The sequence below is a fragment of the Mesorhizobium sp. DxT genome, from assembly GCF_058448885.1.
On the sequence record NZ_JBZFLJ010000007.1, the window covers coordinates 104294 to 116597 of the forward strand.

A 12304-nucleotide genomic window follows, 5' to 3' on the forward strand; every position below is an offset into this window, starting at 1 on the left:
GCTGGCGGAAGCTTCGTTTTTTGTGGCTGATTGGTTCAAGCGAATTCATGTGACAGGCCAGCGGTGCTGACCTAAATACGCGTCACCTGAGCGAGGCTACATGTCCATTGCCGAAACGACCGGGCAGAAATTCAGCCCCAGAAGCGATTTTCTCGACGGCGCGCGCCGGGGGCTGCCGGTGGTGCTCGCCTCTGCGCCTTTCGGCCTGCTGTTCGGGGCGCTTGCCATCCAGAACGGGATGACACTCGGCGAAGCGGTGCTGATGAGCGCCACCGTCTATGCCGGCGCCAGCCAGATGGTCGGGCTCGAACTGTTCGGGCAGACGATCGCGCCGTGGCTCATCGTGCTGTCGATTTTCGCGGTTAATTTCCGGCACGTGCTCTATTCGGCGGCCCTTGGCCGCAAAGTAACGCACTGGACGTCGGCGCAACGCGCGTTCGGCTTCTTCTTCCTCGTCGATCCGCAATATGCCGAGGGCGAGAAACAGAGCCTGAGGGGTCGGCTCTCGTTCGCCTGGTATATGGGCATGGCCACACCGATCTATGTCTGCTGGGTGATCGAGGCCGGGCTCGGCGCGGCGTTCGGCAGCCTGATACCCAATCCGCATGCGCTTGGCCTCGATTTTCTCCTGCCGATCTATTTCCTCGGTCTGGTGATGGACTTTCGCAAGCGGCCGCTCTGGCTGCCCGTGGTCAGCGTCAGTGCCGCAGCTTCCATTGCCGCCTACTATTTCGTCGGCTCGCCCTGGCATGTGTCCATCGGTGCCGCTGCCGGCATCGCACTGGCGGCCATGATGCCGCCGAGCGGGGAGGGCACGGGCGCATGAGCACCACGATCTGGATCATCCTGGCCGGCGCGCTCGCAACCTACATATCGCGCATTGGCGGCCATCTGGTGCTGTCGCGGTTCGATCGCGTTCACCCGCGTGTCGAGGCTGGATTAAACGCGGTGCCGGCTGCGGTGCTGACGACACTGGTCGCGCCGGTCGCCACCACCGGCGGTCCGGCGGAATGGGCCGCCCTCGTGGTTGCCGGGGTGGTTGCGTTGCGTGGCAGTCTGTCGGCGATGTTCGTCGCAGGCGCGGTCGTGCTGATCGTGCTGCGCAACACGCTATAGGGCAGCCGTAGCAGCCTCCAGCCACGCAAGCACCTCGCCATCCACCATCGGGCCGATCTCCTTCAACACGCGCGTATGATAGGCGTCGAGCCAGCTGCGCTCGGCAGGCGAGAGCATGTCGGTTGCGATCAGCCGGCGGTCGAAGGGTGCCAGCGTCAGCGTCTCGAAGCCGTGCATCGCGATGTCGCCGGCGGGGATCGGCTCCGGTTCCGTGACAACGATCAGGTTCTCGAGCCTGATGCCGTAGCCGCCTTCCTTGTAATAGCCGGGCTCGTTGGAAAGGATCATTCCGGCCTGCAGCTTTTCCGTGCCCGTCTTGGCGATGCGCTGCGGCCCCTCGTGCACGGAGAGGAACGCGCCGACGCCGTGGCCGGTGCCGTGGGCGTAGTCGATGCCGGCATTCCAGTGTGCCTGACGCGCGATCGGGTCGACGTCCATGCCGCGGGTGCCGGGCGGGAAGCGCAGCATCGACAGGGCGATCAGGCCTTTCAGCACGATCGTGTAGCGTTCGCGCATCTCTTCGGTCGGAGCGCCGATTGCGATCGTGCGGGTGATGTCGGTGGTGCCGTCCTGGTACTGGCCGCCGGAATCGACGAGGTAGAGTTCGCCGTCGCCAAGTGTGCGGTTGGTCTTCGTCGTCACGCGATAGTGGATGATCGCGCCGTTCGGCCCCGCGCCCGAGATTGTGTCGAATGAGATGTCGCGCAGCGGCATCTGCACGTCCGCGCCGGTGGTTGCGCGGAACCCTTCCAGTGCCTGGACGGCCTGGATTTCGTCGACAGAGCCGGCTTTCTGCGTATCAAGCCAGCACAGGAATTTCGCCATGGCCGCACCGTCGCGCCGGTGGGCGGCGCGGCTGCCCTGCAGCTCGGCCTCGTTCTTGATCGCGCGCGGCAGTCGCGCCGAATCGGGCAGGGAAAGAGCCGTGCCGCCGTTTTCTTCGACGATGAGGCGCAGGCGCTCCGCGGCGAGCGCCGGGTCGAGCGCGACCTTGCCGCCTGATGCGGCGATCCGGGCGAGTTCGCCTTCCAGCATTTGCGGGTCCAGAATGTCGGCGAGCTGAGTCAGATAGGCCTCGGTTTCGATTGTCAGCTTTTGGTGCGCCAAAAAGAGCTTCGGCAGACCCTCGGCGGCAATAATGGCAAAGCCCAGCGCCAGCGGGGTGTGCGGCACGTCGCGCCCGCGGATATTGAATGCCCAGGCAAGCGAGGACGGGTCCGTCAGCACGGCGTGGCTCGCGCCGTCCTTGCGCAGGGTTTCGGCTAGGCGGTCGATCTTGTCCTTCGCCAGTTCGCCGGCAAAGCCGATCGGCTGGATCTCGACCTTTTCGGCCGGCGGCGCCGGCCGGTCCGACCAGATCGCATCGACGAGGTTGCCTTGCACAGGCACGAGCGTCGCGCCGGCCTTGTCCAGCGCTTTGCGCAAGGCTTCAGCTTCGGCCACCGTGTGAAGCCAGGGGTCGAAGCCGATCTTCATGCCGGCGCGGGCATTCGCCTCAAGCCATTTGGCCGGTGGGTTCTCCACCAGGCTGTCGATGTCGAAGGTCGCCGCATCGACCTGCGCGCGCGCCTGAAGCGTGTAGCGACCGTCGACAAACAGGATCGCGCGCGATGCCAGCACGAGCGCGGCGCCGGCGGAACCGGTGAAGCCGGTCAGCCATTGCAAACGCTCGGAAGATGCAGCGACATATTCGCCCTGGTGCTCATCGGCGCGCGGCACAAGAAAACCGTCCAGCCCAGCGTCTGAGAGCTTTTCACGCAATTGCGCGACCCTGGCGATGCCTTGGCTCGGATCGGTGCGCGGATCGAATGACTGGAACATGGCTTTCCTCGCTTAGCTGTGCCGCTGCAAAGGTCTATCCGCGTGGCAGAGCGGTTGCAACGCGTTCGGGAGGCTGACGGCGCCTGCCATGTGTGCGATGCAGCAAATCTCTTCGCACTTGCAAAAACGCATGGTTCCCATGCGGAAACGTCTCTGGTGGTTTAGGTCAGTAATCCTTACCTTTCAAAGCGCGGAGGAACAACGTAACTGACAGGAGACGTGAAAATGGGACACAACCCTGCAAAGCGTGGTTTTTTCCGTACTGCACTCGACGCGATGGTGGCTGCCCGTGAACAGCAGGCCAAGCGCTATGTCGCGAACGCGCTGCTGGCGCTGGACGACGACACGCTGAAGGCCAGCGGCTACAGCCGCGCCGAGCTCAAGCGCACCGGTGGAGTTTCTTATCTGTTCTGAGCCGCGTGGGGCGACGCCGCACGGAACATGAAGAAGGCGGTCCTGACGGGCCGCCTTTTTTCGTTGAGCGATTATCGTTTCAGGTGGATCGTAACCCACCCTTCGCGGTGGGTCGTTCGCACGTGGCGGAAGCGCTGGCCGGCGTAGGCTGCGACCACCGCGTCGCGCTGGCGATCCAGAATGCCCGACAGGACCAGCGAGCCGCCGGGTGTGACAAAGGTCGCCATCTGCGGTGCAAGCCGCATCAGCGGTCGCGCCAGAATGTTCGCCACAATGAGATCGAAAGGACCGCGCGCGGAAAAGATGGGGTCCTGAAAGCCGGCGGCAGTTACGGTTTCGACATAGGTTGAAACGCCGTTCAGCCGTACGTTCTGCGCGGCCACTTTGGTGGCAACCGCGTCTATATCGGTCGCGAGCACGGGAATACGCGACAGTTTCGCCAGTGCGATCGCCAGCACGGCGCTACCCGTTCCCAGATCCAGAGCGTTGCGCGGCGCCTCACGACGCGCCACCCGATGAAGCATTTCAAGGCAGCCGGCGGTGGTGCCGTGATGGCCGGTGCCGAATGCAAGGCCTGCCTCGATCTCGATCGCCAGATCGCCGATGCGGCGCCTGTTGCGGTCATGCGCGCCATGGATCAGGAAGCGGCCGGCACGGACCGGCTTCAGGCCCTCCAGCGACTTGGTGACCCAGTCGATGTCAAGCAGTTCTTCGTGCGCGATCTCGAGAGATGCGCCCGGGACACCGGCGGCGATGCGGATGCGATTTTCGATGTCGCCCGCGTTGGCGGCGTCCGTATAAACGGAGATTTCCTCCGTCTCCTCCGCTTCGTCGATCTCGAAGACGGCAAGGGCGAGGCCGTCATCCTCGAATTCGTGTTCCAGCAAGCTGAAAAGCGTGGTCGACTCCGGTCGCGTGGCGATGAAATGCAGGCGTGTCTGGGCCACGGCGAGCAGTCTCAGCCCGCCGCCAGGCGCTTGAGTTTCGCGATCGCGTTCTCGGGGTTCTCGCCATAGGCAATGGTTCCGGCAAAGTCGCCGGCGCGATCGAGCAGCATCACGGACGCCGTGTGATCCATCGTGTAGTCACCGTTCTCCAGGTCGACCTTCTTCCAGTAGATGCCGAATGACTTCACCATCGCCAGCACCTTCTCGGGCTCCCCGGAGATGCCGGTGATGCGGTCCGAGACGTTCGTGACGTAGGAACCGATCACTTCAGGCGTGTCGCGCTCGGGGTCGACCGTCACGAAGAAGGCGTTGATGTCCTTGCCTTCGTCGCCGAGCTGCTTCAGCCAGCCGTCGAGCTCAAAAAGCGTCGTCGGGCAGACTTCCGGGCAGTGGGTGAAGCCGAAGAAGACGGCACTCGGCGTGCCGCGGAACGCTGCTTCGGTGATCTCTGCGCCGTCCTGGTCGACGAGGGTGAAGGGGGCGCCGTAGGCCTCACCGGCATTCTGGCCGCGATACCAGTCGAAGGCCAGCCAGCCGACGCCGGCCACCATGATCAGGAGTATGCCGACGAGGATCGATCGCATCATGATGATTGAAGTCCCTGAGAGTTGGTCTGGCCGTGCGCCGGGTCAGAAACACCAGGCAAGGCCCGATTCGACCAATGCCATGAAGATTGCCGGGGCGTGCTCCAGCCAGCCCGCGAAAGCAAGGCCCATCGCCGCCGCGAGTGCGACAGCGGCCAGCGCGAGCGCCGCGGGGCGCACGAAGGGATGACTGAAACCAGACATATGCGTGTGATACTCCCTCCGCCCGATGCGCGAAAGATGTCAACTTGCCGCGAACGGATGGCTCACGGAACTATGATCTGAAGCGGTAAGGCTGCGTGTGAAGGATTGAGCCGCGCGAGGGCGCGCGCTAATGGCTTTGTCATGGCTCCAAGTCTTCCCAAGGATTCCGACCCGCGCATTCACACCACGGCAGAGCTGAAAGGGTGTCGGCTTGGCCGTTATGTTGCGGTCGCCGAACGCGTGATCCTTAGGGAGGTCTCCGTGGGCGACTATTCCTATTTCGAGCGTCACGGTGAGGCGATCTACACGAGGATCGGCAAGTTCTGCTCGATTGCGGCCAATGTGCGCCTCAACGCGCTCGAACATCCGCTGGAGCGTATCACAACGCACAAGGTCACATACCGGCCGAACGAGTATTTCAACTATCTCGGCGTCGATCAGGACTTTCGCGAGCGCAGGCGGGCGCGGCCCGTGACGATCGGCAATGACGTCTGGATCGGCCACGGGGCGGTGGTCATGCCGGGCGTGACCATCGGCGACGGCGCCGTCATTGGCGCCAATGCGGTGGTTACCCGGGACGTGTCCGCGTACGAGATCGTTGCCGGGGTGCCGGCGAAGCGGATCAGGATGCGTTTCGAACCGGAGATATCGGCCCGGCTGCAGGCCCTGGCCTGGTGGGACTGGCCCGCCGAGAAGCTGGCCGAGGCTGTGCCGGATATGCAGGCAATGGATGCCGAAGCTTTCCTTGCTCGGTGGGGCGGCTGATATTCTTTCGCCCATCAAGATAAAATTTGATTTGTATTTTATGTAGTAACCATACCGGTTATCGATAACAGATCATTTGTAGGCGTCGTTAAAGAATTGATGCACTTACTGGTTGTATTTCTCGCGCATAAGTGGCTTTCTTGTTTTCGGAGATAGGCCGAAGGAAGCGGAGGGACTTCAAGACAAGGGAGAAGTGTCATGAAGAAGTTCACCGCATTTGCTACCGTTGCACTCGTTTGCTCGTTCGCCTCCGTCTCGGCCGAAGCCGGCGGTTGGGGCGGGAGCCGGGGCAACAACCAGTCGAGCGGGCTCATCAACGTCTCGCCGACGGTTCGCACCGGTGACCTCAACGTGCTGAGGGGAATCGGCATCCTCAACAACTCGCCGATCCTGTCCGGCAACAATCTCGGACTGGGCATCCTCGGCAACGGAACCGGCCTGCTCAACAATGTGATTACCGCGCCCGAACGCAATCGCCGCGGACATCGGCGCTAGGCCGCGCCTTTTTGGGGGCAGGGGATCGTCTCCTGCCTCCTCTTTTGCGATATGAAGGCCGCTATAGCTTTCTGGTTGCGGCGAGCTGCACGTCGACCGTGCGCTTCTCAATGTCGTAGAGCGTTATCCGGTGGCGCTTCAGGTCGACGCGGAGCACCAAGTTCAGGTTTTCGTTGGCTTGCCATGCAGCCTCGCCGTAGAGGCCGTACAGCATTTCCCGGTTGCCGATGGCGAGATTGTCGCGGCGCTCGTCGAATATGCCTGTCGAGAACAAGATCGACGGTGTGGCCTGATAGCCCAGTTCTGCCTCGGCGCGACGCACCCATACCGCAACGGGATCGTCAGTCGACGTCGTGTCATAGCCGGCACGCAGCTTGCCGCGCAGCGAAAAGCCGGCCGGCAAAGGGGTCGCACCGGTGACTTCGAGCACCGGGCGTATTTCGCTGAACCCATTGTCGGGCAGTTGCAGCACCTCGAAGCCCAAGGCTGCGGAAATGCTGGCCTTGTTTTCGAATGTGTGTGCGCCGTGGAGCTTCACGGCATGCTCGAGCAAAAGCAATTCGGAAAGCGGATCCAACGCATGGGTCCGGCGAAGCCCCGTCGTCATCGATGCGCCGTAGCTGATCGGCCCTTTGGTCCGCGTTAGCGTCGCGCCGAGGCGCAGCCGATCACGATCCGGGTCGAGCGCTGCCGGAAGCAGCAGGTCGTCCTGAAAACGGGTTCGGCCCGCGAATTCGCGTGCGGCGGCGGCTTCAAGCACAAGCACGGTAGCGGGAGCGACGAGCCGACCAGCCTGAACTGCCCCGACCAGCACAGTCTTTCGCGTGCGCGTGCCAAGGATGAAATCCTCGACCGCGAAATCGTCGCCGTCAGAAAACGTTCTTATCGACAGGCTGCCTCGAAGTTCGAGCGTGTCGGATACCCTTGCGGTGGTCTCGGCGCCGATGCCGAAGGTCGCGTCGTCTTCGAAATCGTAAGTATCGAAGCGACGGAGCTCCATATCGGCCGTGAGTTTGGTGGAGCCGAGATCGTGGGCGACGGTGTGCTCCAGCGCGCCGCGCAGCTCCGTGTACCAGTCGGCCAGTGCCAGCGGCCCATCAAGTGCGTTCGTCGTGTGGTGGCGCGCGAGCGTGAACGTGAGCTTCGGCGAAGCCGCGTTCTCGCCCGCGCTGGCGTCCACCGTCATGAGCCCCAATGCGGCAGACGCAATCGTGATCGGCCGGATGAGACGCACTATAACCTCCCGAGCGCGAAGGCGCCCCTTCCGCCGCGGGGGTGGGTGTGACGGAAGGGGCCCGGAGGTAAACCGCCCGGAAGCGGAAGGTACAGGCACCATTGCCTGCACGACGGAGATTACGCCGACGCTCGCAAAAGTTTAAGAAAAATCTTCTGCACTTTTTGGGTGTATGTGGTTGTGCTCGTAACCCAGGTCAGGCCGCGCTTACGAAGCCGTCCAGCACGCGTTTCTGGCCCGCCTTGTCGAAGTCGATGGTCAGCTTGTTGCCTTCGATCGCAGCGATGTTGCCGTTTCCGAACTTCTGGTGGAACACCCGGTCGCCCACTTTGAACGCGGAAGGGGAGTCCGAGACCGACTTGGCGACGAGTTCGCCTTCGATGGTGCGGCCCTTCACGCTGGTGCGGCCGGCTCCGTAGCCGGAATCCACCTCGCCATAGCCGATCCGCTCGACCGAGTGGCCCGAGCGCGAACCCCAGTTGCGGTCGGTCGCTTCAGTGCGGTTCTGCTGCGCGCGCTGCCAGCCCGGCGTTGCGTAGGTGTTGGAGAAGGAGCCGCTCTGGCCGACATTGTCGAAGCGCGACGCGCCGTAGGGGTTTTGTCGCCCCGCCTGCCGCTCACCGAAGCTGCCCGTGCCGTAGCCGCCATAAGACGAGCCGGTCTCGGCCACCTCGACATGGGCTTCCGGCAATTCGTCTAGGAATCGCGATGGGATGGTCGACTGCCAAAGGCCGTGAATGCGCCTGTTGGAGGTGAACCAGAGGTGCAGGTTCTTCTTGGCGCGGGTCAGGCCGACATAGGCGAGGCGCCGCTCTTCCTCCAACCCCGAGCGGCCGCCTTCATCCAGCGCGCGCTGGTGCGGAAACAGGCCTTCCTCCCAGCCCGGCAGGAACACCGTGTCGAATTCGAGCCCCTTGGCTGAATGCAGCGTCATGATATTGACGGCATCCATCTCCTCGTTCTGCTCGGAATCCATGACCAGGGCGACATGCTCCAGGAAACCGCGCAGCGATTCATATTCCTCCATGGAGCGGATCAGCTCCTTGAGGTTTTCGAGCCGGCCCGGCGCTTCAGCCGAGCGGTCGTTCTTCCACATTTCCGTGTAGCCGGACTCTTCGAGGATGGTTTCGGCGAGTTCGGTATGCGGTGTGTTGTCGAGCAGGCCCTGCCAGCGCGCGAAGTTGGCCGCGACCTCGCGGAGCGCCGCGCGCGGCTTGGGCTTCATCTCGTCGCTTTCGGCGAGCTTGGTGGCGGCCTCCAGCATCGGCACGCGCAAGGCCCGGGAGGTGTCGTGAACCTGGCGGATGGCGGCTTCGCCCAGCCCCCGCTTGGGTACGTTGACGATGCGCTCGAAGGCGAGGTCGTCGGCACCCTGGGCCACGACGCGGAAATAGGCCATCGCGTCGCGGATTTCCTGCCGTTCGTAGAAGCGCGGACCGCCGATGACGCGGTAGTTCAGGCCCAGCGTGACGAAGCGGTCCTCGAATTCGCGCATCTGGAAGGAGGCGCGGACCAGGATCGCCATGTCGTTGAGCTTATGTTGCCGGCGCTGAAGCGCCTCGATTTCCTCGCCGACCGCGCGGGCTTCTTCTTCCGAATCCCAAGCCGCGTGAACCATTACCTTGGCGTCGTCGGCATCGGCCTTTTCGGTGAACAGCGTCTTGCCCAGCCGCCCTTCGTTATGCGCGATCAGGTGGGAGGCCGCGCCGAGGATATGCGCGGTGGAGCGGTAGTTGCGTTCAAGCCGGATGACGGCCGCGCCCGGAAAGTCCTTTTCGAAGCGCAGGATGTTGTCGACCTCGGCGCCGCGCCAGCCGTAGATCGACTGATCGTCGTCGCCTACACAACAGATATTGATCTGTTGGGTCGGTCTGTTCTCGCTCACGGGCCGCTCCGCGCCTGACGGCGCTGGCCCTCCGCGGGGGCCTTGCATCGGCTCGGACGGACGGTCATCCTTGCGGCCTTCGGCCGGCACGGCAGCACCGCGTTTTGTCTCAGGCCTCTGGGCGAGCAGCCGCAGCCACATATACTGGGCGGTGTTGGTGTCCTGATACTCGTCGACCAGGATGTATTTGAACTTGGCGTGATATTCGCGCAGCACGTCGGGGTGCTGGCGGAAGATGCGGATCGGGTGGCACAGCAGGTCGCCGAAATCGCAGGCGTTCAGCGTGTGGAGCCGGTCCTGGTAAGCTCTGTAAAGCTCGCGGCCCTTGCCATTTGCGAAGGCTCGGGCGTCGCCTTCTGCGATCTCCTCGGGGCCGAGGCCCTTGTTCTTCCAGCCGTCGATCATCTGCGCGAACTGGCGCGCCGGCCAGCGCTTGTCGTCCAGCCCCTCGGCCTGGATCAACTGCTTGATTAGGCGAATGACATCATCGGTGTCGAGGATCGTGAAGTCCGAGCGCAGCCCTGCCAGTTCGGCATGACGGCGCAGAAGCTTGACGCCGATGGAGTGGAACGTACCCAGCCACGGCATGCCTTCCACCGCTTCACCGACCAGCGCGCCGATGCGCTGCTTCATCTCGCGCGCGGCCTTGTTGGTAAAGGTGACGGCGAGGATCTGGCTCGGCCAGGCGCGGCCGGTGGCGAGGATATGCGCGATGCGGGTGGTGAGCACGCGGGTCTTGCCGGTGCCGGCACCTGCCAGCACGAGGACCGGGCCTTCCGTGGTCTCGACCGCAAGACGCTGCTCTGGGTTCAGCCCGGTCAGATAGTCGGGCGCGCGATGGGCCGAGCGCGCGGCCATGGCACGCGCGGCGATGCCGCCGCCGGCAGGTGGCGCGGCAGCCTGACCCTTCGAGCGCGGCGCATCGTCCTCGTCGAAGAAAGGAATATCGTCGGGAAATCCGGACATCTCACGGGAATGTAGTGATTCGGGGGCGAAAGACCAGCGTTCCCGTAACGTTCATGCAAGATGAGGCTTTCGAACCCTTGGCGGGAATGCCGGGTCGCGCTATCGTTGTCGCGGGCTGGAGATGGCCCGCAGTCCGCGCCCGCAAGGGTCTGGCGAACATCTCTAAAAACCTTCCAATCCGGTTTTCCATCCGGCGAAGGCATCGGCAATGCGGACACTGATGAAGCCAATCGCCGGCTGAAAAGGACCGGAAATCATGCGCACCTACCGCGATGCCAAGGCCATGGCGAAAGCCATGCGCGAGGCGCTTGCCGAGCGGAAGCTGGATATACAGCACAGCGAGGCACTGGAAATCGTGGCCCGTCAGTTCGGGCTCGATACGTGGAATATTCTATCTGCCAAAATTGCCGAAGGCGAAGGGACGGCGACAAAGCCGGATGCGATCGCCTACGAACAGGCAATTCCGATCGTGCGTATCTTCGACGTGACCAAGGCGCACGAGTTCTATCTCGACTTCCTCGGCTTCTCGGTGGACTGGGAACACCGGTTCGGGGAGAATTTTCCGCTCTACACGCAGGTATCGCGCGGCGATCTGAAGCTGCATCTTTCGGAACATGCCGGCGATGCCACGCCTGGCGGCAACATGGTCATCTACATGGAGGGCATTCGCGCCTTCCATGCCGAACTCCTCGCCAAGGACTACCGCTACATGCGGCCGGGGCTCGAGAAGCAGGAGTGGGGCCTCGAGGTTACGGTCATCGACCCATTCAACAACCGCATGCGGTTCATTGAACGTCAGGCAGGCTGACGGGAAATCCACATTGGCGGGTGCCGGCTGTCCGGCGCCCGTCAGTATGCGGTGTCGGGCTCGTCCCGCCTGGCGCGCAGATGGCGGGCCTCCATCAGAATGCGACGCGCATAGATGACGTCGATGGGGATCGGCTGGCGCAGTCGCCGGATGTCTTGGAGTTCTTGCTCCACCAATCTCTGGGCGCGCCGCAGATCGTGATCGGTGTAGGCTTCATCCAGCGCCACCGCGCAAGCAAAGTGGGCCACGTCGCCGGTGATGCCGTCGTGCATGATTTCTCTTCTCCGACCATTCCCCGTCGGACTCGCGCCGTTGTGAGTCGCCCCTGCCTCCGATTGTGGAAGTGTCCGGCGCACGATCAAGGCGGGTGAGGGGATGAAGCTGTGCAAAGGCCGTCAGGGTTAATCGTTGCCTAACGGCGTCTCGGCGTGTTCCGGTGGCGTCAGCCGGCCTTGCGGCGGATGCCGATCGAGCGGCCCGCGCGCTCCGGGACCGGCAGGTTCGCATGTGCGGCTCGCATCGCCTCGATGTTGGCAAGAACATCTGGCGGGAAGGGGCAGACTTTGGGGCCGCTCATGTCGATATGCAGCGTAAGCACTTCCGATGTCGCGGCGAGCCAACCGTCGGCGTGATGCAGTTCCTGGAAAACGTGAAAGCGCTTCTCGTCGTGGTCGAGCATCTGGAAGGTGGAGGTGACCTTGTCGCCGAGGTGCAGTTCGCGGACGTAGCAGACGTGGATCTCTGCGGTGTAGGTTGTCAGTCGCCGCTCGCCTGCATATTTCGGCCCCATGCCCAGCAGTTCGAAGGCTTCGTCGGCGCAACGGTCGAACAGGACGTTGTAGTAGGCCATGTTCATGTGGCCGTTATAATCGATCCAGTCCTTCTCGACCTCGAGAACGCGCGAGACGAAAGGGGCGGGACTGGCCATTGCTTATTCCTGTCGTTTGGGGCGAGGCCGTGTCCGGATCGCTGGACAAAGGCCACGCCATTTGCATGCTGCCGACAGAGAAGACCAAAGGGCGTACGGAGACAAGGTCGACGGTCGCCCATCCACGGAGGAAAGTT

14 protein-coding genes are annotated in these 12304 nt (G+C 63.2%); 6 read left to right on the plus strand and 8 right to left on the minus strand.

What is annotated here, in order from left to right; genetic code table 11:
• Nucleotides 1-100 precede the first annotated feature (100 nt).
• Nucleotides 101-826 (plus strand): AzlC family ABC transporter permease, encoded by a 726-nt coding sequence (locus tag ACVJNE_RS14555; RefSeq protein WP_499566661.1) that lies wholly within the window; start codon nucleotides 101-103, stop codon nucleotides 824-826.
• On the plus strand, nucleotides 823-1116 hold the full coding sequence (locus tag ACVJNE_RS14560; RefSeq protein ID WP_173192156.1) for an AzlD family protein: 294 nt from the start codon (nucleotides 823-825) through the stop codon (nucleotides 1114-1116). The genes ACVJNE_RS14555 and ACVJNE_RS14560 overlap by 4 nt, the downstream gene beginning before the upstream one ends.
• Here the strand turns inward: ACVJNE_RS14560 and ACVJNE_RS14565 are convergent.
• Nucleotides 1111-2937 (minus strand): aminopeptidase P family protein, encoded by a 1827-nt coding sequence (locus tag ACVJNE_RS14565; protein ID WP_499566663.1) that lies wholly within the window; start codon nucleotides 2935-2937, stop codon nucleotides 1111-1113. The genes ACVJNE_RS14560 and ACVJNE_RS14565 overlap by 6 nt on opposite strands.
• A gap of 225 nt (nucleotides 2938-3162) precedes the next feature.
• Here ACVJNE_RS14565 and ACVJNE_RS14570 point away from each other — a divergent pair, with 225 nt between their 5' ends.
• Nucleotides 3163-3351 (plus strand): hypothetical protein, encoded by a 189-nt coding sequence (locus ACVJNE_RS14570; protein WP_499566665.1) that lies wholly within the window; start codon nucleotides 3163-3165, stop codon nucleotides 3349-3351.
• A 71-nt stretch (nucleotides 3352-3422) separates the two neighbouring features.
• Here ACVJNE_RS14570 and ACVJNE_RS14575 read toward each other — a convergent pair whose 3' ends face one another.
• From ACVJNE_RS14575 to ACVJNE_RS14585, 3 genes are read right to left on the minus strand one after another with little or no spacing between them, the layout of a single operon-like run.
• Nucleotides 3423-4298 (minus strand): 50S ribosomal protein L11 methyltransferase, encoded by an 876-nt coding sequence (locus tag ACVJNE_RS14575; protein ID WP_499566666.1) that lies wholly within the window; start codon nucleotides 4296-4298, stop codon nucleotides 3423-3425.
• Between the two features lie 11 nt (nucleotides 4299-4309).
• The gene (locus tag ACVJNE_RS14580) at nucleotides 4310-4885 is read right to left on the minus strand and encodes an SCO family protein (RefSeq protein WP_499566668.1); all 576 of its coding nucleotides are present in this window, start codon (nucleotides 4883-4885) and stop codon (nucleotides 4310-4312) included.
• A 42-nt stretch (nucleotides 4886-4927) separates the two neighbouring features.
• Nucleotides 4928-5086, minus strand: a complete 159-nt coding sequence (locus tag ACVJNE_RS14585; RefSeq protein WP_368804418.1) for a hypothetical protein — start codon at nucleotides 5084-5086, stop codon at nucleotides 4928-4930.
• 141 nt (nucleotides 5087-5227) lie between these two features.
• Between ACVJNE_RS14585 and ACVJNE_RS14590 the strand changes: the two genes are divergently transcribed.
• Both ACVJNE_RS14590 and ACVJNE_RS14595 read left to right on the plus strand, forming a co-directional pair.
• On the plus strand, nucleotides 5228-5851 hold the full coding sequence (locus ACVJNE_RS14590; protein ID WP_499566670.1) for a DapH/DapD/GlmU-related protein: 624 nt from the start codon (nucleotides 5228-5230) through the stop codon (nucleotides 5849-5851).
• Between the two features lie 198 nt (nucleotides 5852-6049).
• A complete protein-coding gene (locus ACVJNE_RS14595; RefSeq protein WP_173192144.1) occupies nucleotides 6050-6346 on the plus strand; it encodes a hypothetical protein in 297 nt (98 codons plus the stop codon).
• A 61-nt stretch (nucleotides 6347-6407) separates the two neighbouring features.
• Here the strand turns inward: ACVJNE_RS14595 and ACVJNE_RS14600 are convergent, their stop codons facing one another.
• Nucleotides 6408-7580, minus strand: a complete 1173-nt coding sequence (locus ACVJNE_RS14600) for a hypothetical protein (RefSeq protein WP_499566673.1) — start codon at nucleotides 7578-7580, stop codon at nucleotides 6408-6410.
• Between the two features lie 196 nt (nucleotides 7581-7776).
• On the minus strand, nucleotides 7777-10431 hold the full coding sequence (locus ACVJNE_RS14605) for an ATP-dependent helicase (RefSeq protein WP_499566675.1): 2655 nt from the start codon (nucleotides 10429-10431) through the stop codon (nucleotides 7777-7779).
• Nucleotides 10432-10687: 256 nt separating this feature from the next.
• On the opposite strand from ACVJNE_RS14605, the gene ACVJNE_RS14610 reads away from it, so the two are divergent.
• Entirely contained in the window at nucleotides 10688-11239 is a 552-nt protein-coding gene (locus tag ACVJNE_RS14610; RefSeq protein ID WP_499566677.1) for a glyoxalase superfamily protein, read from the plus strand.
• A gap of 41 nt (nucleotides 11240-11280) precedes the next feature.
• On the opposite strand, the gene ACVJNE_RS14615 is transcribed toward ACVJNE_RS14610, so the two are convergent.
• Both ACVJNE_RS14615 and ACVJNE_RS14620 read right to left on the minus strand, forming a co-directional pair.
• Nucleotides 11281-11511, minus strand: coding sequence for a hypothetical protein (locus ACVJNE_RS14615; protein ID WP_368804424.1), 231 nt, complete (start codon nucleotides 11509-11511; stop codon nucleotides 11281-11283).
• A gap of 170 nt (nucleotides 11512-11681) precedes the next feature.
• The gene (locus ACVJNE_RS14620) at nucleotides 11682-12167 is read right to left on the minus strand and encodes a thioesterase family protein (protein ID WP_499566679.1); all 486 of its coding nucleotides are present in this window, start codon (nucleotides 12165-12167) and stop codon (nucleotides 11682-11684) included.
• Nucleotides 12168-12304 lie beyond the last annotated feature (137 nt).

Bases quoted from the DNA above. Each gene is read 5' to 3' on its own strand.
- ACVJNE_RS14555 (WP_499566661.1), top strand. From the start codon at position 101: ATGTCCATTGCCGAAACGACCGGGCAGAAATTCAGCCCCAGAAGCGAT.
- ACVJNE_RS14560 (WP_173192156.1), top strand. From the start codon at position 823: ATGAGCACCACGATCTGGATCATCCTGGCCGGCGCGCTCGCAACCTAC.
- ACVJNE_RS14565 (WP_499566663.1), bottom strand. From the start codon at position 2,937: ATGTTCCAGTCATTCGATCCGCGCACCGATCCGAGCCAAGGCATCGCC.
- ACVJNE_RS14570 (WP_499566665.1), top strand. From the start codon at position 3,163: ATGGGACACAACCCTGCAAAGCGTGGTTTTTTCCGTACTGCACTCGAC.
- ACVJNE_RS14580 (WP_499566668.1), bottom strand. From the start codon at position 4,885: ATGATGCGATCGATCCTCGTCGGCATACTCCTGATCATGGTGGCCGGC.
- ACVJNE_RS14585 (WP_368804418.1), bottom strand. From the start codon at position 5,086: ATGTCTGGTTTCAGTCATCCCTTCGTGCGCCCCGCGGCGCTCGCGCTG.
- ACVJNE_RS14590 (WP_499566670.1), top strand. From the start codon at position 5,228: ATGGCTCCAAGTCTTCCCAAGGATTCCGACCCGCGCATTCACACCACG.
- ACVJNE_RS14595 (WP_173192144.1), top strand. From the start codon at position 6,050: ATGAAGAAGTTCACCGCATTTGCTACCGTTGCACTCGTTTGCTCGTTC.
- ACVJNE_RS14605 (WP_499566675.1), bottom strand. From the start codon at position 10,431: ATGTCCGGATTTCCCGACGATATTCCTTTCTTCGACGAGGACGATGCG.
- ACVJNE_RS14610 (WP_499566677.1), top strand. From the start codon at position 10,688: ATGCGCACCTACCGCGATGCCAAGGCCATGGCGAAAGCCATGCGCGAG.
- ACVJNE_RS14615 (WP_368804424.1), bottom strand. From the start codon at position 11,511: ATGCACGACGGCATCACCGGCGACGTGGCCCACTTTGCTTGCGCGGTG.
- ACVJNE_RS14620 (WP_499566679.1), bottom strand. From the start codon at position 12,167: ATGGCCAGTCCCGCCCCTTTCGTCTCGCGCGTTCTCGAGGTCGAGAAG.